19 protein-coding genes and 2 tRNA genes are annotated in these 19,552 nt (G+C 59.4%); 19 read left to right on the top strand and 2 right to left on the bottom strand.

What is annotated here, in order from left to right; genetic code table 11:
- Positions 1-50 precede the first annotated feature (50 nt).
- The 13 genes from HMPREF9463_RS04225 (at position 51) to HMPREF9463_RS04165 (ending at position 14,402) form a co-directional block, all read left to right on the top strand.
- On the top strand, positions 51-941 hold the full coding sequence (locus HMPREF9463_RS04225) for a YitT family protein (RefSeq protein WP_035137417.1): 891 nt from the start codon (positions 51-53) through the stop codon (positions 939-941).
- A gap of 207 nt (positions 942-1,148) precedes the next feature.
- On the top strand, positions 1,149-1,979 hold the full coding sequence (locus HMPREF9463_RS04220; RefSeq protein ID WP_035137416.1) for a transketolase: 831 nt from the start codon (positions 1,149-1,151) through the stop codon (positions 1,977-1,979).
- A 1-nt stretch (position 1,980) separates the two neighbouring features.
- Positions 1,981-2,922, top strand: a complete 942-nt coding sequence (locus HMPREF9463_RS04215) for a transketolase family protein (RefSeq protein ID WP_006235309.1) — start codon at positions 1,981-1,983, stop codon at positions 2,920-2,922.
- 525 nt (positions 2,923-3,447) lie between these two features.
- Positions 3,448-4,668: a cell division ATP-binding protein FtsE gene (gene ftsE, locus HMPREF9463_RS04210; protein ID WP_035137415.1), complete on the top strand. Its 1,221-nt coding sequence runs from the start codon at positions 3,448-3,450 to the stop codon at positions 4,666-4,668.
- Positions 4,655-5,575 (top strand): permease-like cell division protein FtsX, encoded by a 921-nt coding sequence (gene ftsX / locus HMPREF9463_RS04205; RefSeq protein ID WP_035137414.1) that lies wholly within the window; start codon positions 4,655-4,657, stop codon positions 5,573-5,575. The genes ftsE and ftsX overlap by 14 nt, the downstream gene beginning before the upstream one ends.
- A 123-nt stretch (positions 5,576-5,698) precedes the next feature.
- Positions 5,699-7,834: a ribonuclease R family protein gene (locus tag HMPREF9463_RS04200; protein ID WP_035137412.1), complete on the top strand. Its 2,136-nt coding sequence runs from the start codon at positions 5,699-5,701 to the stop codon at positions 7,832-7,834.
- A gap of 176 nt (positions 7,835-8,010) precedes the next feature.
- A complete protein-coding gene (locus tag HMPREF9463_RS04195; RefSeq protein WP_035137411.1) occupies positions 8,011-8,616 on the top strand; it encodes a recombinase family protein in 606 nt (201 codons plus the stop codon).
- A 104-nt stretch (positions 8,617-8,720) separates the two neighbouring features.
- A complete protein-coding gene (locus HMPREF9463_RS10410) occupies positions 8,721-9,302 on the top strand; it encodes a VanZ family protein (RefSeq protein WP_052044072.1) in 582 nt (193 codons plus the stop codon).
- A 204-nt stretch (positions 9,303-9,506) separates the two neighbouring features.
- Positions 9,507-10,358 (top strand): MurR/RpiR family transcriptional regulator, encoded by an 852-nt coding sequence (locus HMPREF9463_RS04185; protein WP_035137409.1) that lies wholly within the window; start codon positions 9,507-9,509, stop codon positions 10,356-10,358.
- A gap of 10 nt (positions 10,359-10,368) precedes the next feature.
- Complete coding sequence (gene murQ / locus HMPREF9463_RS04180; RefSeq protein WP_035137408.1) at positions 10,369-11,292, top strand: N-acetylmuramic acid 6-phosphate etherase; 924 nt, start codon at positions 10,369-10,371, stop codon at positions 11,290-11,292.
- A gap of 57 nt (positions 11,293-11,349) precedes the next feature.
- Positions 11,350-12,780 (top strand): PTS transporter subunit EIIC, encoded by a 1,431-nt coding sequence (locus tag HMPREF9463_RS04175; RefSeq protein WP_035137407.1) that lies wholly within the window; start codon positions 11,350-11,352, stop codon positions 12,778-12,780.
- 117 nt (positions 12,781-12,897) lie between these two features.
- A complete protein-coding gene (locus HMPREF9463_RS04170; protein WP_035137405.1) occupies positions 12,898-13,950 on the top strand; it encodes a MupG family TIM beta-alpha barrel fold protein in 1,053 nt (350 codons plus the stop codon).
- 92 nt (positions 13,951-14,042) lie between these two features.
- Positions 14,043-14,402 carry an arsenate reductase family protein gene (locus HMPREF9463_RS04165; protein WP_035137402.1) on the top strand — a complete coding sequence of 120 codons (360 nt, stop codon included), beginning with the start codon at positions 14,043-14,045 and terminating at the stop codon, positions 14,400-14,402.
- 196 nt (positions 14,403-14,598) lie between these two features.
- Here HMPREF9463_RS04165 and HMPREF9463_RS04160 read toward each other — a convergent pair whose 3' ends face one another.
- The gene (locus tag HMPREF9463_RS04160) at positions 14,599-15,009 is read right to left on the bottom strand and encodes a hypothetical protein (protein WP_035137401.1); all 411 of its coding nucleotides are present in this window, start codon (positions 15,007-15,009) and stop codon (positions 14,599-14,601) included.
- A gap of 276 nt (positions 15,010-15,285) precedes the next feature.
- Here HMPREF9463_RS04160 and HMPREF9463_RS04155 point away from each other — a divergent pair.
- From HMPREF9463_RS04155 to HMPREF9463_RS04130, 6 genes are all read left to right on the top strand, one after another.
- A tRNA-Gln gene (locus HMPREF9463_RS04155) sits at positions 15,286-15,359 on the top strand.
- Positions 15,360-15,376: 17 nt separating this feature from the next.
- Positions 15,377-15,453, top strand: a tRNA-Glu gene (locus HMPREF9463_RS04150).
- Positions 15,454-15,547: 94 nt separating this feature from the next.
- Positions 15,548-16,465 (top strand): tetratricopeptide repeat protein, encoded by a 918-nt coding sequence (locus HMPREF9463_RS04145; protein ID WP_035137397.1) that lies wholly within the window; start codon positions 15,548-15,550, stop codon positions 16,463-16,465.
- A complete protein-coding gene (gene smpB, locus HMPREF9463_RS04140) occupies positions 16,455-16,925 on the top strand; it encodes an SsrA-binding protein SmpB (RefSeq protein WP_035137396.1) in 471 nt (156 codons plus the stop codon). The genes HMPREF9463_RS04145 and smpB overlap by 11 nt, the downstream gene beginning before the upstream one ends.
- A gap of 206 nt (positions 16,926-17,131) precedes the next feature.
- Positions 17,132-17,635, top strand: a complete 504-nt coding sequence (locus HMPREF9463_RS04135; protein ID WP_035137799.1) for a flavin reductase family protein — start codon at positions 17,132-17,134, stop codon at positions 17,633-17,635.
- A gap of 88 nt (positions 17,636-17,723) precedes the next feature.
- Entirely contained in the window at positions 17,724-17,867 is a 144-nt protein-coding gene (locus tag HMPREF9463_RS04130; RefSeq protein ID WP_035137395.1) for a rubredoxin-like domain-containing protein, read from the top strand.
- A gap of 151 nt (positions 17,868-18,018) precedes the next feature.
- On the opposite strand, the gene HMPREF9463_RS04125 is transcribed toward HMPREF9463_RS04130, so the two are convergent.
- Positions 18,019-19,275 (bottom strand): Nramp family divalent metal transporter, encoded by a 1,257-nt coding sequence (locus HMPREF9463_RS04125; protein ID WP_035137394.1) that lies wholly within the window; start codon positions 19,273-19,275, stop codon positions 18,019-18,021.
- Between the last annotated feature and the right edge of the window lie 277 nt (positions 19,276-19,552).

Genomic DNA, 19,552 nt, shown 5'->3' with positions numbered 1-19,552 from the left:
AAGAAGTTCAAAGCGCATCCGTTTTGGTGCGCTTTTTTGAGGGAGGCAGCATGGCATATCGTCTGGACATCAAGCGCATTCTTTCGATGAACTTCTTTCACGATCTGCCCCAGATCATGTTGGGGTGCGCTCTGGCCGCTATTGCGACCGACCTGTTTTTGATTCCCAACGGCCTTGCTGCCGGTGGCGTTACGGGCCTTGCCACCATTATCCAGGCGGTCGGCGCATCGCGTGGCCTATCGCTTCCCGTTGGTATTCAGACGATCGTGATGAACGCCTTGCTGTTGCTGGTCGTTATGCGCGAGGGCGGCATGTTCTACGTGGTGCAGACCGCGACGGGCTTTGTGCTGCTGGGCTTCTTTACCGATCTGTTCGCCCCGTTTGTAGCACCTCTGGCGGATGCGGACCTGATGCTCCCTGCCATGTGGGGCGGCATTATTACGGGCATCGGTTACGGCATGGTGTTGCGCGCCGGTGCCAACACCGGCGGCTCGGACACGATTGGCCAAATCATCTCGCGTAATACCTCACTGCCCGTGGGCTCGACCGTCATGGCGATCGATGTTGCCGTATGCGCGTTGTCGGCTCCGGTCTTTTCAATCGAAAACGCACTGTATGCAGGCCTTTCGATGGTCATTAGCGGCTACGTGATCGATGCCGTGGTCGATGGTGGCAACAAACGCCGTATGGTACTCATCATCTCGGACAAGTTCCCTGATATCGCTGCCGATATCATGTATGGCCTGGGTCGTGGTTGTACCAAGTTTAAGGCGACTGGCATGTATTCGGGTGCCGAGAAGCCAGTGATTATGGTCATCGTGAGCCGTCGAGAGCTCAATACCCTCAAGACGATCGTGCGCGAGCGCGATCCTCATGCCATCGTGACGGTTGCCGACGTTACGGAAGCCTTCGGCGAGGGATTCAAGGACATTAGCGCGTAGGGTCGATCGCGTTCCATCCAAAAGACGTTCACATTGATAAACCGTTTCATCAGCGGTTCTGCCTGCTAAATTGTTCAAATAATGATAAAAACTCTGGTAAAGCCATCAGTTTCCAGCATAATGAATGACGTACGTGCATTGCGGCTGTGTTGGGATTACCTTCGGTGCCGTGCGCATTTTGTCTAATGAGGATGAAAGGAAGGCACAATGAGCGACGAAGAGCTCAAAAAGGTTGCCAACGAGGTAAGGAAGGGCATCGTCACCGGCGTGCACGCTGCCAAGTCCGGCCATCCGGGCGGTTCGCTCGGCGCTGCCGACATCATGACCTATCTGTACTTTGAGGAAATGAACGTCGACCCGGCCGATCCCCGCAAGGCCGATCGCGACCGTTTTGTGCTCTCCAAGGGCCATTGCGCTCCGGGCCTGTACGCCGTGCTCGCCGAGCGTGGGTTCTTCCCCAAGGAGGATCTCGAGACGCTGCGCCATATCGGCAGCCACCTGCAAGGTCATCCCAACATGAACGACACCCCGGGCGTCGATATGTCCACCGGCTCGCTCGGCCAGGGCATCTCCGCCGCCGTGGGCATGGCGGTTGCCGCCAAGCACTGGGGCGATACTTACCGCACGTACGCCCTGCTGGGCGATGGCGAGAGCGAGGAGGGCCAGGTCTGGGAGGCAGCCATGTTTGCCGGCAACCAGCAGCTCGACAACCTCTGCGTGATCGTCGACCACAACGGCCTTCAGATTGACGGCCCCGTCGAGGAGGTCAACGACCCCATGCCGCTCGCCGACAAGTTCCGTGCCTTTAAGTTCCACGTGGTGGAGCTTGCCGACGGCAACGATTTCGACCAGATCCGCGCCGCCTTTGCCGAGGCTCGCGCTACCAAGGGGCAGCCGACCGCCATTATCGCCGAGACCCTGAAGGGCAAGGGCGTCTCCTTTATGGAGAACCAGGTTGGTTGGCACGGCAAGGCCCCCAACGATGAACAGTTTGAGCAGGCCATGGCAGAGCTCACGGCCGCCGGAGAGGAGCTCTAGGATGGCAGACGTCAAGAAAATCGCCACGCGTGTAAGCTACGGCGAGGCCCTCGTCGAGCTCGCCAACGAGCACGATGACTTTGTGGTCCTCGACGCCGACCTGGCCGCCGCTACGCAGACCGGTAAGTTTAAGGCCGCCTGCCCCGATCGTTTCTTTGATGTGGGCATTGCCGAGAGCAACCTGATGGGCGTCGCCGCCGGTATCGCGACCACCGGCCGCGTTGCCTTCGCGAGCACCTTTGCCATGTTCGCTGCCGGTCGCGCCTTTGAGCAGGTCCGTAACTCCATCGGCTACCCGCACCTTAACGTTAAGATCGGTGCCACGCACGCCGGTATCTCGGTGGGCGAGGACGGCGCCACGCACCAGTGCTGCGAGGATATCGCCCTGATGCGCGTCATCCCTGGCATGACCGTGATCGTTCCCGCCGACGACGTCGAGGCCCGCGCCGTGACACGCGCCGCCTACGAGTGCGACGGCCCCGTGTACATGCGCTTTGCCCGTCTGGCCTCGCCGGTTATCAACGATCCCGAGACCTACAAGTTCGAGTTGGGTAAGGGTATTGTCATGCGCGAGGGCGCCGATGTGACCATCATTGCCTGCGGCCTGATGGTCGGCGAGGCTCTCGAGGCCGCCGAGCAGCTCGCTGCCGAGGGCATCGACGCCGAGGTCATCAACATGCACACCATCAAGCCCATCGATGCCGACCTGATCGTCAAGAGCGCCACCAAGACCGGCCACGTCGTGACCGTCGAGGAGCACTCCGTGATCGGTGGCTTGGGCAGCGCCGTCGCCGACGTCCTGTGCGAGCAGTGCCCGACGCCGCTCAAGAAGATTGGCGTCAACGACACCTTCGGCGAGTCCGGCCCGGGCGCCGAGCTCCTGCACAAGTACGGCCTGGACGCCGCCAACATCGTGGCGACCACCAAGGAGTTCTTGGCATAAGGCAAGGCGGATCTCAAGGACTGCTTCGCCAGAACTATAAAACTGTTTCGCCAGTACTATGGAAGCCCGGCAGGGGCGCTCTCATGGAGAGCGCCCCTGTTTCAGTTGCGGTGAAATAAGGACTGTTTGCCAGCTTAAAGGCTCAATTAATCCGTATTTCACCGCAACTCATGAAGACGCCCCTCAAGCACGGTCCCATCAGGGAAAAGGGCATATATCGACAAAGCGCAATTCAGACCCTTCCAGCGTTGTATATGCAGCACCCCAAGATAAACGCGGCGACCCCTTAGTTATCGCAGGCCGGACACAGGGTTACTCTCCAAATCTTTCCGCAGGACGGAGGAGCCCCTGCCGCGCGAAGCGCGCAGCGGGGGCTCCGACATGTCCGAGGACGATTTGGAGAGTAACCCTGTGCCTGGCCGATGGGACCCCTAAGCACGCCATGCTTCTTATGTGCAGCAAAGCTAATGCTGCTAAAATACAAAGCGCTCATGTAGTTTAAACGCACGACGATAAGGAGCACCAGTGGGTAACCACTTCCGTACCTCCGGTGCGGGCGATGATGCCCCCAAGACGCAGGCAGGCGTCCAGGGCAGTCGTTTCGCCACTCCGGATTCAGAGGGCCAGCCTGTTGCTCAGGCCCCCGCTCAGCCGGCAGATCAGGCACAGCCGGCATCCGATCCCTTTGCCTACAATCCAACCAGCGATGTCGCGCTTTCCGGCGCGGCGGGTTTTGAGCCCGTTCAGGCCGTGACCGCTCGCGTGGAGCAGCCTCAGGCTGGCGCCGCCACGTCGCAGCCTACCATGGCCGGCATTCCCGACCCCATGGCCCCTGCGACGCCGGCTCCTCAGCCTGCGCAGTCCGGTCTCTTTGCCGCTATTCCCGATCCCACGCAGCCTGCTGCCCCGGTGGTCGAGAGCGATCAGGCAGCTGAGGTCGCAAGCCTCGATAACGCGCTCAACAATCCCGATTTTACGTCGGTGTTTGCGCCCATCGATCCGCAGGCCAGCCGCAAGAAGATGGCCAAGCAGGCCGGTGTCGAGCCCGTCATCCTTATGGAGCATGTCACCAAGATCTATCCGGCACAGCCCAACAAGCCTGCACTCGACGACATCAACATCGAGATCTATCCGGGTGAGTTCGTCTTCCTGGTCGGTCACTCCGGCTCGGGTAAGACCACGCTGTTGTCGACGCTCAACCGCGACGTCAAGCCGACGAGCGGTCGCATCCTGGTTGCCGGTCAGGACCTCATGAAGATCAAGAACCGCAAGGTTCCGTTCCTGCGCCGCCAGATTGGCGCCGTGTTCCAGGACTTTAAGCTTCTGCCGCAAAAGACCGCCTACGAAAACGTGGCGTTTGCCCTGCAGTGCATCGGCAAGCCCAAGGGCGTCATTCGCAGCCAGGTGCCCGAGGTGCTGCGTCTGGTCGGTCTGGCCGATCAGATGGACTCGCTGCCCGACCAGCTTTCCGGTGGCGAGCAGCAGCGCGTTGCCGTCGCCCGTGCTATGGTCAACCGTCCGCCGCTGCTGATCTGCGACGAGCCCACGGGCAACCTCGACCCGGCGATCTCGCTGGGCATCATGAAGCTGCTTGAGCGTATTAACCGCACCGGCACCACCGTGATCGTCGCCACGCACGACCGCGAGATGGTCGATAGCATGCACCGTCGCGTGATCGCCCTCGAGGGCGGCCACGTCATCCGCGACCAGGAGAGGGGAGGTTACGGCAACTATGGCACCAACTAACGTGGGCTACTCCTTCAAAGAGGCAATCAGCCACTTCTTCCGTAACTGGACTACCTCGCTCGGCGCCGTCATCACGATCTTCCTTTCGCTGTTTATCATCGGCCTGTTCATCATGGGCTCTGCGATGCTGAACTCCGTGATCGGCACCGTCGAGGATCAGGTTGTCATCAACGCGTTCATTAGTGATGACGCCGATCAGGCCGATGTTCAGGCTTTTGAGGCCGAGCTTAAGACGTGGAATAACGTCAAGTCCGTGACCTATAAGGACAAGGACGACGCGCTGGCCGAGTATACGAGCAAGATGTCGGGTAACGCCGACGCCACCATGAGCGCGCTCGACGGCCAGAACCCGCTGCCCGCCTCGTTTGCGATTGAGATGGACGATCCGTCTCAGGTCGAGAGCACGGCCAAGAAGCTCAAGAAGAATGCCGACTTCCAAAAGATCGCGGACGACGGCGACGTCAACGCGAGCGTGCTGTACGGCCAGGAGGAAGTGAGCCGCCTGTTCCAGGTGACCAACTACATCCGCATCGCCGCCGTGGTGCTCGTTGGTCTTCTGACCTTTATCGCATTCATCTTCATCAACAACACGATTCGCCTGTCCATCACGGCGCGTCGTCGTGAGATTGCGATTATGCGTCTGGTCGGCGCCAGCAACGGCTTCATTCGTGGCCCGTTTATCACCGAGGGCGTGCTGCAGGCCATTTTGGGCTCGCTGCTTTCCATCGGCGTTCTGGAGCTGCTGCGCAATCTGATGATCCCGCGTCTGCAGGAGAGCATCGGCTGGATGTCGTTTGCCCTGCCGATGCAGTACTACCTGGTGACCTATGCTGCGCTGATTCTGGTCGGCGTGATTATCGGTCTCTTTGGTTCTGCCATCGCCATGCGCCGCTACCTGCGCGTGTAGGCATGCCTGGAATTCATCCCTTCCAACGGGTCGTCTCTTATGGGGCGGCCCGTTTTTTGTCCCCTAGGGATCATTTGGGTAGACTCTTGGGATGTAAACGGCAATCGATAGTTAGGAGGCGCCATGGGGCGCAATAACAAGCATAAGCGTGGAGCTCGCAATAAGCGCGGGCCGGTGCACAGCGAACGCCGTCCGAGCCTGACCGGGCGCGTGCAGCTCCATGAGCACAGCGCCTACGTTGTAACCGAAAACGGCGACTACAAGGTCATGGGCCGCGGTAAGCGTGAGATCATGGACGGCGATACCGTTGCCGTGAGCATTAAGAACAGCCCGCATGGCGAGCGTCGCGCCGTGATCGAAGGCGTGGTTGAGCGCGCAGCCATAAGCGTGGTGGGCACGTACCAGACCGCCGGTCCGCTCGGTGTGATCGAGCCGCTCGATTCGCGTCTGAAGGCCGACTTCTTCATTCTGCCCGAGGATACCTCGGCGGATCGTCTGGGCGTCCACCCGGGTGATGCTGTTGTCGCGCGCATTTTGACCTACCCGACGCGCCTGGAATCGGGTACCGTGACGATCGAACGCCGCATCGGCGGAGATGACGCGCCCGATTTGGGTGTTCAATATGTGATGGCGCGTTACGGCTATACCGATAGCTATTCCGAGGCCGCGCTGGACGAGGCCGAGGGGCTTTCGCTCGATGTGTCCGCGGCGCTTAAGGACCCGCTCCGCCGCGATCTGCGCGACCGCTTTGTCATCACGATCGACCCGGTCGACGCGCGTGACTTTGACGATGCCATTTCGTTGGAGCGCACGCCCGAGGGTGGCTACAAGCTGGGTGTGCATATCGCCGACGTTTCACACTATGTGGCTTGGGACGGGCATATCGATCTTGAGGCTCGCCATCGTACGACATCGGTGTATCTGGCCGATCGCGTGCTTCCCATGCTGCCCGAACGCCTGTCCAATGACCTGTGCTCGCTTCGCCCTGACGAGGACCGTCTTGCGTTTACCGTTGATATCGAGCTCAATGCGCAGGGTCGCGTGCGACATTACGATCCGTATCCCAGCGTGATTCGCTCGCGTGTGCGTATGGACTATGACGGCGCCGAGGCGCTGCTGGTGCGTGCCGGCGCGGTTGAGTATTCGGTGCTGGAAGGCGCCGCTGAGGATGTTGCGGCTGCCGAGACCTCGCGCGAGGAAGCGCTTGAGCGCGGTCTTGCGTGCGAGGAGGCCGCCCGCGGCCACAACGTCGACCTCGGCGATTTCCTTGTCGCCGCCAACGAACTCGCCGAACTCCGCCGTCGTATCCGTCGCGCCCGCGGCTCAGTCGATTTTGACACGGCCGAGATTCGTGCTCTGTTGGATGAGGACGGAGTACCCGTGCAGATTGTGGCGCGTGAGCGTTCGTGCGCCACGTCGCTTATCGAGGAAGCCATGCTGCTCGCCAACGAGTGCGTTGCAGAGTGGCTGGCAGACCGTGATATCGAGGCCTGCTATCGCGTGCATGAGGATCCGAGCCCCGATAGCCTGCACGGTGCCGCCGTTGCGCTGGCGCAGCTAGGCATCATCGACGATCGCCGTGCTGCCGGTATTGCCCTGGGGAGCCCCGATGAGCTGCAGGCTGCAGTTGATGCTGCCGCCGGTACGGCCAACGCACCGCTCGTTAACACGCTGCTTCTGCGCAGCATGCAGCGCGCGCTGTACAAGCCGCGCAACGAGGGCCACTTTGCGCTCGCCGCGCCGTGCTACTGTCACTTTACGAGTCCCATCCGTCGCTACCCCGATCTGGTGGTGCACCGCGTGCTCAAGCTGCAGTTGGCCTATGAGCAGCTCGGCGGCAAGGACGCCTTGGTCCGTACGCCGCGGCTGATCGGCAAGGGGCGCGAGTCGCTGCCACGCATTCTGCCGCAGATCTGCCGCGCATGCAGCGATGCCGAGCGCGCGGCAGATGCCGCCAGCCATGCGACGCAAAAGATCAAGATTGCCCAGTACTATGAGGACCGTCTGGGCGAGCGCTATGCCGGAACCGTCTCGTGGGTTAGCAGCATGGGCCTTTTTGTGCGCTTGGACCTAACGCAGGTCGAAGGCTTGGTTTCGATCAAGAGTCTGGGCAACGAGTGGTTCGAGTTCGACGAGGACGCGCTCACGCTCACAGGTGCCGACACGGGCACCCGTTACGAGCTGGGGCAGCGCGTGATTATCGAGGTCTCGCGCGTCAATACCACGCGTGGGCACTTGGACTTTAAGCTTATCCATTAGCCAAATCCCGACTCATGGTGGGGGAGCGGAGGGCGGCCTTTCGGGACCGCCCTTCGCATTTGAATCGTGGCTACCTTGCCGTCTGCTCGGCCGCCCGCTTACCTGCTATTTGAGAGGTAAAACCTACCAAAATAAACCTGTCCCTTTTGGCAGGTTTACAAGAAAGCGGGGATGAGATGGCGACGGTGTACGGTTATGCGCGGGTGAGTTCGCGCGATCAGAACCTTAATCGGCAGCTGGATGCGCTGGGCGCCTATGGCGTGGGCTCGGCGAATATTTATGCCGACCATGCGAGCGGCAAGGACTTCGATCGACCGCGTTATCGCGAGCTGCTGCACGTCCTGGGAGACGGGGACGTACTGGTGGTGCTTTCTATCGACCGACTTGGCCGTAATTACTCCGAGATTCTTGAGGAATGGCGACGCATTACCAAGGAGCTCGGGGTTGCCATTGTGGTGTTGGACATGCCATTGCTTGACACGCGCGTCAGGGCCAGCGGCGCGCCGGATGTGACCAACACCCTGATTGCCGATATTGTGCTGCAACTGCTGAGCTACGTGGCGCAGGTGGAGCGCGAGAATATCCATCGGCGCCAGGCGGAGGGGATTGCAGCGGCGCGAGCGCGAGGGGTCCGTTTCGGTCGACCTCGCAAGCCGTGCCCTCCTCAGTTTGAGCTGGTGCGCGATAGCTATGAGGCAGGCGATATTACCCGCAGCCAGGCAGCAAAATGCCTGGGCGTGTGCGTGGGGACGTTCGATCGCTGGATGCGCGAGGCGGGGTAGGGGTTTGCGTCGCTTTGTCGCTTCCTGTTGCGATTCAAATTTTGATACGGTGACGATGCCATTTGTGGCTACACTCGCTGATATTCAAAAAAGGAGGTTGGCCCTTGGCTCGCGTAAAACAAATAATCGGATGGACCGCGATCGTTCTGTTCGCTGCAACGCTGGCGGGCATCTGGGTGCTGACGGAGCAAAATGCGGTGGAGACGTCGTTGCTGAGCGAGTCCACCGCGCGTGTGGTGGAGGGTCAGGCTACGGGCGTTCAGGCTGCCGATGCCACGGGTGAAGTCCAGACGGAGAACGGAATGACCGGGGGCGCCGATTCGGCTGCCTCGAATGTCCGGTCTGGCCGACTTGCTTCCATTCGCATGTGGGTGGGCACAAACGTCCGTCGCGTTGCCCATACCGTAGAATTTTTCTTCGTCGGGTTGTTCGCCTCGGTGGTCGTGGTTTGCCTTTCCAGGCGTCCGTGGAGCGTATGCTCCCGTTGCGTGCCCGTATTGCTCTTTTGCGTCGCCTGCTCCGTTGGCGATCAGGTACATAAGATCTTTGTTCCCGGCAGGCATTTCGACGTTATCGATTTAGGATTCGATGCCGCGGGCTATGTCACCGCCATGCTGTCGGTATTGCTGGCAGCGGCGTTGGTGCGCCATGCGACTCGGCCGATCGGCGCCCATGCGAGGCGCTAGCCGGTAACAAACCCGTTTCTGATAATGCGACCTCGTTGAATTATTTTGTGTCGCGCGTATTTCCGAGCGGTCGGATTTGAGGGGCGAGCGGTAGAACGCTCGCCCTTTGTGCGCCACGATGCGGCACAATGTACCGCAAAAGCTGTTTGTATCCGGTACGAATCGTTCGTTGGTCTTTAATTCTTCTCAACGGAGGTGTTTGAGATGGCAAACGGATTGCTTTTGCGGCTTCGCAAGCGTGAGCTCAGCGCGAGCCCGGCGGAACGCAATGTCATCGCATATGTAAGCGCTCATCCGCACGAGGTGGTCGGGCTGTCCGTCCGCGGTCTTGCCGATGTCACGTTCTCCTCGCCCTCGAGCATTTTGCGCTTTTGCAAGCGTTTGGGTTTTGCGGGCTACAAGGAGTTCCAGCGCGAACTGATTGCCGAGCTGGCGCTCTTAGGTGACAAGAAAGACATAGCCCTCGAGGACATCTCCATGGATGACAGCGTCGAACGTATCGTGGGGAAGGTGATGAAAAGCAACGTGCGCACGATCGAGGCGACGGCGCGAACGCTCGATTACACCGTCTTGGAGCGATGCGCGGCCCGTCTTAAGCGGGCACGCGCGGTCAATCTGTTCGGTATTGGTGCCTCTCGTTTGGTCGCGCACGACCTGGCGCAAAAGCTCATGCGTGTCGACAAAGAGTGCCGTCTGTACGACGACTGGCATGATCAGCTCTTATGTGCCAAGAACGTGCATGAGGGCGATATGGCAATCGCCTTTAGCTACTCGGGCTTGACGCAAGAGGTGCTGGACTGCACCGCCGAGGCTCAACGTCACAACTGTCCCGTTGTGGCCGTTACCAAAGTAGATGGATCATCCAAGCTTGCCACCATGGCCGATGCCGTGCTCGGCGTCGCTGCGAGTGAACCCTTGGTCCGCAGCGGTGCCATGGCTTCGCGTATGGCCCAGCTTATGGTTGTCGATGCCCTGTACGCTGCTTACGTTGCCAGCGACTACGAACGGGCGACGCATGTCATAAAGCAAAACTACATCGAGAAACAGGAAAGATGAGGTGAATGAAATGCTCGATTTAACAAAATTCACGACCGAACAGCGTAATCAAAGGTCAATGGACCTCGATACGATGACATCGCTGCAAATCGTCACGACGATGAACGATGAGGATCTTCGTGCCGTCCAGTCGGTCACGAAAGTGTTGCCCCAGGTTGCCATGGCAATCGACTGGGCTGCTGAGACACTCGAGCGCGGCGGGCGCGTCTTTTACATGGGCGCAGGCACCAGCGGTCGTCTGGGCGTACTCGACGCTTCGGAGTGTCCGCCCACGTTTGGCGTGTCACCCGATCTGATTGTCGGGCTCATTGCCGGAGGCGAGACGGCGTTTATCAAGGCTGTCGAAGGTGCCGAAGACAGCGAGGAGCTTGGCGCGAGCGACCTGCGGGAGCGTGGACTCTCGGACAAGGATCTTGTCGTTGGCCTGGCGGCAAGCGGCCGTACTCCTTATGTGGTGGGCGGCCTTGCGTACGCCAAGGCAACTGGGTGCAAGACCATTGCAATTGCCTGCAACCAAGGGTCGAAGATCGGGGAGAGCGCAGATCTTGCCATTGAGCCCGTGCCCGGTCCCGAGGTGCTGACCGGCTCAACGAGGCTCAAGGCGGGAACGGTTCAAAAGCTCATTCTCAACATGATTTCGACCGGTGCCATGGTCAAGATCGGCAAGGTATACCAAAACCTGATGGTCGATGTGCAGCAGACGAACGAGAAGTTGGTGGTGCGCGGCCAGAACATCGTGATGGAGGCGACCGGCTGCACGCGCGAGCGCGCCGTTCAGGCGCTTGCAGATGCCGGCGGCCACGTAAAAACCGCTATTGTCTCGGTACTGCTGGACTGCGATGCCGAGCAGGCTGCGGTGGCTCTTGAGCGGGCGCGAGGCCATGTCCGTGCTGCGGTGAGTGGCCATGAGAAGAGCAATGCCGATGCCCAATAGGTGCGCGGCGTGAGCTGATATGACATCTAGACGAGATACCCAATACAAGGAGGAGTTATGACGAACAAAGAGCTGGCTCAAAAGCTGCTGGACCTTTTGGGCGGTAAAGACAACGTGCTCGCAAACGCGGCGTGCATGACGCGCCTGCGCGTGACCGTCAAAGACACGGGCAACGTCGACACGGAGGGTATTAAGGCGCTCGACGGCGTGATGGGCCTGGTCGAGGACGACACGATGCAGATCGTGCTGGGTCCGGGCAAGGTGAATAAGGTGCTCGAGGAGTTCTCCAAGCTCACCGGCCTTGCGAAAGGCGTTGCCGACGAGAGCGTGGTTGACGCTGCGGCCACAAACAAGGCCGCGCAGAAAGCCAAGTACGAGTCCAAGCCGGTTCAGGCCTTCCTCAAGAAGATTTCCAATGTCTTCGTCGCCCTGCTTCCCGGCATCATTGCGGCTGGCCTCATCAACGGTATCTGCAACGTCATTAACGTCTCGACGGCAGGCGCGCTTGCAGGCGAGTGGTGGTACCAGGGCATTCGTTCCATGGGCTGGGCCCTGTTTGCCTATCTGCCCATCTTGGTGGGCTATAACGCGGCACGTGAGTTTGGTGGCTCCGCTGCGCTGGGCGGCATCGCCGGCATGATGTGTATCGCCAACAGTGCCATGCCCCTGCTTGCGCCTGGCGCGGCTGATCCTGCCACTGCCATTCTGCTGCCGCTCACCAATGCACAGTACAACCCCGCAGCGGGCGGCATGATCGCGGCTCTCATCGCTGGCGCATTTTTTGCCTGGATGGAGCGTCAGATTCGCAAGGTTATGCCCAACGCACTCGACACGTTCTTGTCCCCGCTGCTGGTGCTCATCATCGGCGCCTTTGCTCTGATGCTCGTCATCCAGCCGGTAGGCGCATGGCTGACGACTGCCATCTTTAGCGTTTTGACCTTTATCTTCGAGAAGCTGGGCGTCCTGGGCGGCTATATCCTGTCGGCAGGCTTCTTGCCGCTGGTGTCCGTCGGCCTGCACCAGGCGCTCACGCCGATCCACGCTATGCTCAACGATCCCGACGGAGCTACCAAGGGCATCAATTACCTGCTTCCTATCCTTATGATGGCTGGCGGCGGCCAGGTCGGTGCCGGTTTGGCGCTGTACTTTAAGACCAAGAACGCCAAGCTCAAGAAGTACGTCGCAGAGTCCATTCCCGTTGGAATCCTGGGTGTGGGCGAGCCTCTGATGTATGCTGTTACGCTGCCGCTCGTTCGTCCGTTTGTGACGGCCTGCCTGGGTGCCGGATTTGGCGGCGCACTCGCGGCGCTGCTTCACATCGGCACGGTTTCTCAGGGCGTTTCCGGTCTGTTTGGCCTGCTGATCGTCGTTCCTGGTCAGCAGCTCGGCTATGTTGCCGCTATGCTGCTTGCCTATGCCGCCGGCTTTGTCCTGACGTGGTTCTTTGGCGTCGACGAGCAGAAGATCAACGAGTTCTTTGGCGAGTAGTTTGATATCGCGAGCCGTGTTGCTCAGGGTTCGCGGCGCGCGGCAGATTTCTTGATGATATGGTTGTGCCGGCGGGGCTAACTGCTCCGCCGGCCTTTTTTAAAGGAGCGTTGAAGCGTGAAAACGGGTATTTCGATTTATCTTTCCAGCCCTCTGCAGGATATTGAGCGGACGATTGAGCGTGGTGCCGCGGCGGGTGCGCGCTATGCGTTCACCTCGCTGCATATTCCCGAGGATGGGGGAGCGGCGTATGCCGATAAGGTCCGTCATGTGCTGTCGCTGCTTTCCGCCCGCGGCATTGCGCTCATTGCCGATGTGGGGCCTCGCACGTGCGATTTGCTCGGGCTTGAGCGCATTGAGGACCTGCGCGATCTGGGGTTGGAATACCTTCGTTTGGACTATGGCTTTAGCGCCCAGCGGGTCGCGGAGCTGTCCGGTGTATTTCGCATTGTGGTCAATGCATCGACGGTGAGTTCTGATGAAATCGCATCGTGGCGTGAGGCCGGTGCCGATGTGACTCGTTTTGCCGCCTGCCACAATTTTTACCCCAAGCCTTATACCGGTTTAGCTCTTGAAGATGTTGCTCGGACGAATCTTCGTCTTGCGGCGCTTGGATTCGAAATCATGGCTTTTGTGCCGGGTGATGCTAACGTTCGCGGGCCGGTTTTCGAGGGACTGCCGACGGTCGAGGCGCAGCGCGGTCGCGCGTCAAAGGTTGCTCTCAATATGCTTGAGCTTGCACATGGCGCCGATTGCGACATTGTGTTGGTCGGCGACCCCGATCTATCCGATGCGGGCTGGGCGCAGTTTGCTCAAGTTTCCGCCGGATACGTGGACCTGCAATGCGAGCTTGAGCCCGGTTATGCCTATGTGCGCGGGCAGATTCATCACGACCGGCCCGACTCGAGCGTCCTCATCTTTAGGTCTCAGGAGTCACGTACGAAGCTTAAGCCGGATTCCGTGCCGACGGATGCCGGAGCCGGCCTGTTTCGAAAGGCGGGGTCGATCGCTGTGAGCAATAGCGGCTATGGGCGCTACGAAGGCGAGCTTGAGATTGCGCGGGCCGATCTTCCCGGTGACGAGCGCATGAACGTTGCGGGCCATATCACGCCCGAGGCAATGGAGCTGCTGCCGTTCATCAAACGCGGATTCGGGGTACGGTTCGTTTAGCGTGTGACCCGTGGGCTACAATTGGCCCATCATACGAAGGCGCCTCGTGTGGCGTGTGCCTGCGTTGGCCGATCTATATTCGGAGGATTCCCATGACCGTACTGTTTGTTGAATATCCCAAGTGCTCGACCTGTAAGAAGGCCAAGGCATGGCTGGACGAACATGGGGTAGAGTATATCGACCGCGATATCGTTTTGGACAATCCCACGGCTGATGAGCTTGCGACCTGGATTGCTCGTTCGGGGCTGCCGGTGCGGCGCTTCTTTAATTCGTCGGGCATGAAATATCGAGAGCTGGGCCTGAAGGCGCGTCTGGATGCGGGCATGACGGATCGGGAGTGCTACGAGCTGCTGGCGACCGACGGCATGCTGGTCAAGCGTCCGCTGCTGGTGGGCGACGACTTTGCGATTCCCGGCTTTAGGGAAGCGGCTTGGGCCAAGGCGTTGCTGTAGCGGCTGCGGAAAGTGCGACCCGGAATTCGCTTCCAGAATGGGATGCACTTTCCCAAAGTGGCCGGTTGCGGAAAGCACGTCCCATTCTGAGCTTCGATTGCGGGACACGGTTTCCGGTTGAGGGCTCGACGGGAAAGTAGGGGCCAGTTTGAGCTTGAAATCTGGGACGCACTTTCCGCCGGCGGGCCTGCCCCAGTCAGCCCGCCAGCTGTGCCCATTCGTGCGGATCGTAGACCTTTACGTGTTTGTTGGGCTTGCCGCTCCAGTACTCCTCGTCCATAAAAGGCAGATATGCCTGAACGCCAGGGCAGATAAAGGGAATCCGCTGCTGTTGCAGTCGCTCACGCTGGCGCTGCTCCAGGTGTGCCTCGGATATGACGGTCGGCATACCGGACAACTCGACGAGGCTTGCCTGGATTCGCTTAAGGTCGGGGAGTCCCGCGTGCCATGACATCCGCATGATCAAAAAGGATGCACGGCGGTATTTTGCCTGCACCACAGTAATGGCGGGGCGCAGTGTGGGATGGATTTTGTCCCGTTCGGGCCAAAGGTCAGCAGTGATCTCGAGGCCCAGGGTCTCCCATAGGTAATCAAGCTCTTCGTCCATGGCGCCTCGATATCTACGCAATCATTGATACTTCGATTGTGTTGCCTGGTGCTATCGTTTTCACGGTAGAATCTGCCAACGGTTGACGGCTACCGCTCGCGGCGTTTTGCCCTTCGTGTATAGCGGTTGGCTTCACAGGTCCTTCACGGGTTGGACTAAATTAGGCCAATTTGACTGAATTTTAAAAAAGTCAAAATTGGGGCTTGCGTCACGGCGAGACTTCCCGTATATTTCTTTCTTGCGCAAAGGCACAGCCGAGCGCAGCGATGCAGTCATTGGGATGTCGTCTAATGGCAGGACAGCGGATTCTGGTTCCGTCAATGGGGGTTCGACTCCCTCCATCCCAGCCATTGCATTTGCTACATATGGCCCGTTCGTCTAGCGGTTTAGGACGCCGCCCTCTCAAGGCGGAGATCACCAGTTCGAATCTGGTACGGGCTACCAAAATTGAACGCCCGGGCCTCGTAAGAGACCCGGGTTTTGTGTGTTGACCGTATATACGGCGCCTGCCGTGTTTCGCTCAGATCGAGGAGTAGCCATGGATCTGCCCATCAGCTTGCAAGACATCACGTATGCCGAGAACTATCTGGCGCAGGGCGACCTGGCTACGGCGACGCCGCTGCTGGAGCGTCTGGTGGAGCTCGCCGAGGAGTATATTGATGCTGAGTGCAAGACGGAGGAGAAGCGCCAATACTTTAGCTTCGATAGCAAGTTTGAGCGCTTGGCCTATCGCCGCGTGGAGAAGGATCCGCGCGAGCTCGTGCAGGTCGAGGTGCCGTTTGACCGTCTGTACTCTGACATGGCGTTTGCCTACATTCGCCAGCAGGATTATGTGAGTGCTCGCAACGCCTTGATGCAGGCCGTGCGCTGGGACCCCATGAACTGCAACTACCGCCTTGATCTGGCCGAGCTGTTCCGCGCTCTCGAGGACAAGCAGGAATGGGCATCGCTCTCGTTCTCGGTGCTGGAGCGTGCAAGCGATGGCAAGTGCGCCGCCCGCGCTTACGCCAATCTAGGTCAGTACTTCTTGGAGCCCGAGACCGAGAACGTTTCGGCTGCCGTGGGCTGCGCGCGTCTGGCGCTGCGCCTGGCGCCCAACGATGCGCATACGACGCGCCTGCTCAACAAGATCCATACCACCTATCCGGATGCCGCTGATGAGAGCGACGACCACGTGATGGGTGAATTGGCCCTGCAAGGCGTGCCGACCTCGCCTTCGGCCGAGATTGCCATCTGCTTGATTATGTGCGCGACCGATGCTGCAAGCGACGGCGACAAGCAGGAGGCGACGCGCCTGACGGTACGTGCTCGCGACTTGGTGGGCGAGGAGGCCTGCGCGGCGATTATCAAACTGGTGCGCGAGAGCGATGCCGAGCTCAATGCCGAGCGCAAGGCAAAGCGCGAGACTGCGGGCTCAAACGCCGATGGAGCCAAGGAGGCCGGCGATGCCCAGTAAGCGCGAGCGCAAACTCATTTCCAAGAATCGCTCGGCACATCACGAGTACTTTATCGATGAGACGTTTGAGTGCGGTATTGAGCTGAGCGGCACCGAGGTCAAGTCGATTCGCGAGCGCGCCTGTCAGATCACTGACACTTTTGCGCTGATTCGTGGCGGCGAGTGCTGGCTCGTCGGACTGCATATCCACCCTTATAGCCATGGTGGCGTGTGGAATCGCGATCCCGACCGTCGGCGTCGTCTGCTGCTGCACCGCAAGGAGATCGACTTTCTTGACGGCAAACTTCGCAACCGTGGTTATGCGCTGGTTCCGTTGGAGCTCTACTTTAATATCGACGGCCGCGTAAAGCTGCTGCTGGGTCTGGGTCGCGGCAAGAAGCTCTACGACAAGCGCGAGGACATGGCCAAGCGTGATGTCCAACGCGAGATCGACCGCGCCCTTAAGGAACGCAACCGTTAGGCACTCTGCATAAGTTGCGGTGGAATACGGACTGTTTTGCCTGTTTGAGGGGCTATTCAGTCCCTATTTCACCGCAACTGCGGGCGTCTCATCTTTCTTACTGTTCTGACACATATGTCTCAAAGGCGGCGTCCGTTATGGGTGCCGCCTTTTTTGTGGGTACATACATTCATGAGGTTCAATCCTGGGTTAGGGGAGTGATCGTTATGGACAAAACTGCGTTCTTTACGATGCCGAGCGGCCTGTATGTGGTGAGTGCCGCGGCCGACGGGCTGCGTGCCGGCTGCGTTATCAACACAGCGGTGCAGGTGACATCCGCCCCGCCGCGCATCTCGGTTGCCGTGAACAAGGAAAATGTCACGTCCGGCGTAATCGCATCGGCTAAGGCCTTTGCGCTGACCGTGATTGACCAGACCGCCGACATGCTCTATATCGGCAATTTTGGCTTCCGCACCAGCAGCGATTACGACAAGTTTGCCAAGTACGAGACCCACGAGACCGCGCTGGGCATGCCCTATGTGCCCGAGCACGCGGCGGCCCTGTTTAGCTGCCGTTTGATCGACACTGTGGATGTGGGCACGCATCTGCTGTTTATTGGCGAGGTCGAGGATGCCGAGCGCCTGAGCGACGAGACGCCGCTGACGTACGACTACTATCACAAGGTTCTGAAGGGCAAGACGCCGCCCAAAGCCTCGTCGTATCAAGGCTAGAAATGCTCTAAAAATACTTGCATTATACTATTGAGAATATATACTAATAAGTAAGTACACCAGCAGTCACGTTCGAGAGGAGAACATCATGGCTGAGGAAAAGAAGACGTATAAGTTTGTGTGCACCGTTTGCGGTTACGAGGTTGAGGTCGACACGCCCGAGCTGCCCGAGGATTACGTGTGCCCGGTGTGCGGCGTCGGTCCCGATCAGTTTGAGCTCGTCGAGGAGTAACTCGCAGGCACACGGCGAAAGCCAAACATAGCTCTGTCCAAGGGTCCCGGTCGAATTCTCGGCCGGGACCCTTTTGATTTATCTGACGGTTTAAAACGGTCTCACGTGTTACAGATTAAGACGTTATATCTGGACAGTCACGCCATCTCAATTACATTCCCGTTAGCAGCACGATGTCGAGAATCGTCACGATGGCACCGATCCCTACGAGCAACGCGTTGAGCGGGCGCGAGTTGGCGTATTTGCCCATGACGCGGCGTGAGCTGGTGAGCCGTATGAGCACAAAGACCGTAATCGGTAGCTGAAGCGACAGCAGCGCCTGGCTCCAAATGAGACCCTCAAAAGGATTCGGGACGACCAGGCACGCCGCCACTGCGCCGACGAAACAGGTCGTCACTCCAATCGAGGAATGTCGGTCGTGGATGTCGTATTCCTCGTCGAACATGCCCGCGGTGATGGTGCCCGCCGCCATGCCCGCCGTCACGCTGCTCGATAGGCCCGCAAACAGCAGCGCCACCGCAAAGATGGTCGAGCTCGCCGGGCCCAAGATGGGGGAGAGCGTGGCCGCTGCGACGGCGAGGTCGTCTACGACAATGCCGTGCGCAAAGAAGGTCGTTGCGGCCAGGATGACCATGGCCGAGTTGATTGCCCAGCCCACGCCCATCGAAAAGAGCGTGTCGAAGAGCTCATAGCGCAGACGCTCTTCGATAACCTGCTCGCCTTGGCCTTCGAAGTGCATGGATTGGATGACCTCGGAGTGCAGGAAGAGGTTGTGTGGCATAACGACCGCACCCAGGACACTCACGATAATCGCGGCAGAGCCAGTGGGCATACTGGGCGTGATCCAGCTTGCGGCGGCTTGCGGCCAGTCGACCTTGGCCAGCGCAAGCTCGGCCAAAAACGAGAGTCCTACCACGCCGACGAAGGCGATGATCCAGCGCTCGGCACGCTTGTAGGAGTTCGTCATGAGCATCGCCATCGATACTGCCGCCACGATGACGCAGCCCGCGCGCACGGGCAGCCCAAAGAGCATTTGAAGGGCAATCGCGCCGCCCAGGACCTCGGCCATGGCGGTGGCGATGGTCGCGAGATAGGCGCTGGCGAGTACCGCGCGTCCCACGATGCGGGGGAGGTAGTGTGTCGTGGCCTCGGCAAGACAGGTGCCTGTGGCGATGCCCAGGTGCGCCGCGTTGTGCTGCAACGCGATGAGCATAATCGTGGACAGCGTGACGATCCACAGCAGCGCGTAGCCAAACTGCGAGCCCGCGGCCATATTTGAGGCCCAGTTGCCCGGGTCGATAAAGCCGACGGTCACGAGCAGCCCGGGGCCGATATTCCGCGCAATGTCTAGGCCTCCGTGACCGCCGGTGCGTCGGGAGCCAAAATGATGTTTGAGATGATTGAGCATGGTGCGCTCCTGCGTGCCGTTTGTTTGACGCCGCAAAGGATACCCGTTTTATGCTAAAAAGTTAACTAAGACTAACAAAATTGTTGTATTTGAATAGGATGGTGAAAGGGGATTACCGAAATGTCTTGATCTGTAACAACTAGGGATGGAAATAGGGCCTAGGTGTTACAGATCAAGACAGGAAGAAATGGTCCTATGGAATATCTCGATCTGTAACAGCTGGCCGCCAAAGCCGGCCCTCCGTGTTACAGATTGAGACATTCGGAACCGTCTCTCG

Origin of the sequence: Collinsella sp. 4_8_47FAA (assembly GCF_000763055.1) — a bacterium.
Lineage (GTDB): Bacteria > Actinomycetota > Coriobacteriia > Coriobacteriales > Coriobacteriaceae > Collinsella.
The sequence above is the reverse complement of the archived record's forward strand: the minus strand, read 5'-3'. Positions and strand labels throughout refer to the sequence as shown.

Coding starts and splice junctions, on each gene's coding strand:
- HMPREF9463_RS04225 (WP_035137417.1), top strand. CDS start 51: ATGGCATATCGTCTGGACATCAAGCGCATTCTTTCGATGAACTTCTTT.
- HMPREF9463_RS04220 (WP_035137416.1), top strand. CDS start 1,149: ATGAGCGACGAAGAGCTCAAAAAGGTTGCCAACGAGGTAAGGAAGGGC.
- HMPREF9463_RS04215 (WP_006235309.1), top strand. CDS start 1,981: ATGGCAGACGTCAAGAAAATCGCCACGCGTGTAAGCTACGGCGAGGCC.
- ftsX (WP_035137414.1), top strand. CDS start 4,655: ATGGCACCAACTAACGTGGGCTACTCCTTCAAAGAGGCAATCAGCCAC.
- HMPREF9463_RS04200 (WP_035137412.1), top strand. CDS start 5,699: ATGGGGCGCAATAACAAGCATAAGCGTGGAGCTCGCAATAAGCGCGGG.
- HMPREF9463_RS04195 (WP_035137411.1), top strand. CDS start 8,011: ATGGCGACGGTGTACGGTTATGCGCGGGTGAGTTCGCGCGATCAGAAC.
- HMPREF9463_RS04185 (WP_035137409.1), top strand. CDS start 9,507: ATGGCAAACGGATTGCTTTTGCGGCTTCGCAAGCGTGAGCTCAGCGCG.
- murQ (WP_035137408.1), top strand. CDS start 10,369: ATGCTCGATTTAACAAAATTCACGACCGAACAGCGTAATCAAAGGTCA.
- HMPREF9463_RS04175 (WP_035137407.1), top strand. CDS start 11,350: ATGACGAACAAAGAGCTGGCTCAAAAGCTGCTGGACCTTTTGGGCGGT.
- HMPREF9463_RS04165 (WP_035137402.1), top strand. CDS start 14,043: ATGACCGTACTGTTTGTTGAATATCCCAAGTGCTCGACCTGTAAGAAG.
- HMPREF9463_RS04160 (WP_035137401.1), bottom strand. CDS start 15,009: ATGGACGAAGAGCTTGATTACCTATGGGAGACCCTGGGCCTCGAGATC.
- HMPREF9463_RS04145 (WP_035137397.1), top strand. CDS start 15,548: ATGGATCTGCCCATCAGCTTGCAAGACATCACGTATGCCGAGAACTAT.
- smpB (WP_035137396.1), top strand. CDS start 16,455: ATGCCCAGTAAGCGCGAGCGCAAACTCATTTCCAAGAATCGCTCGGCA.
- HMPREF9463_RS04135 (WP_035137799.1), top strand. CDS start 17,132: ATGGACAAAACTGCGTTCTTTACGATGCCGAGCGGCCTGTATGTGGTG.
- HMPREF9463_RS04130 (WP_035137395.1), top strand. CDS start 17,724: ATGGCTGAGGAAAAGAAGACGTATAAGTTTGTGTGCACCGTTTGCGGT.
- HMPREF9463_RS04125 (WP_035137394.1), bottom strand. CDS start 19,275: ATGCTCAATCATCTCAAACATCATTTTGGCTCCCGACGCACCGGCGGT.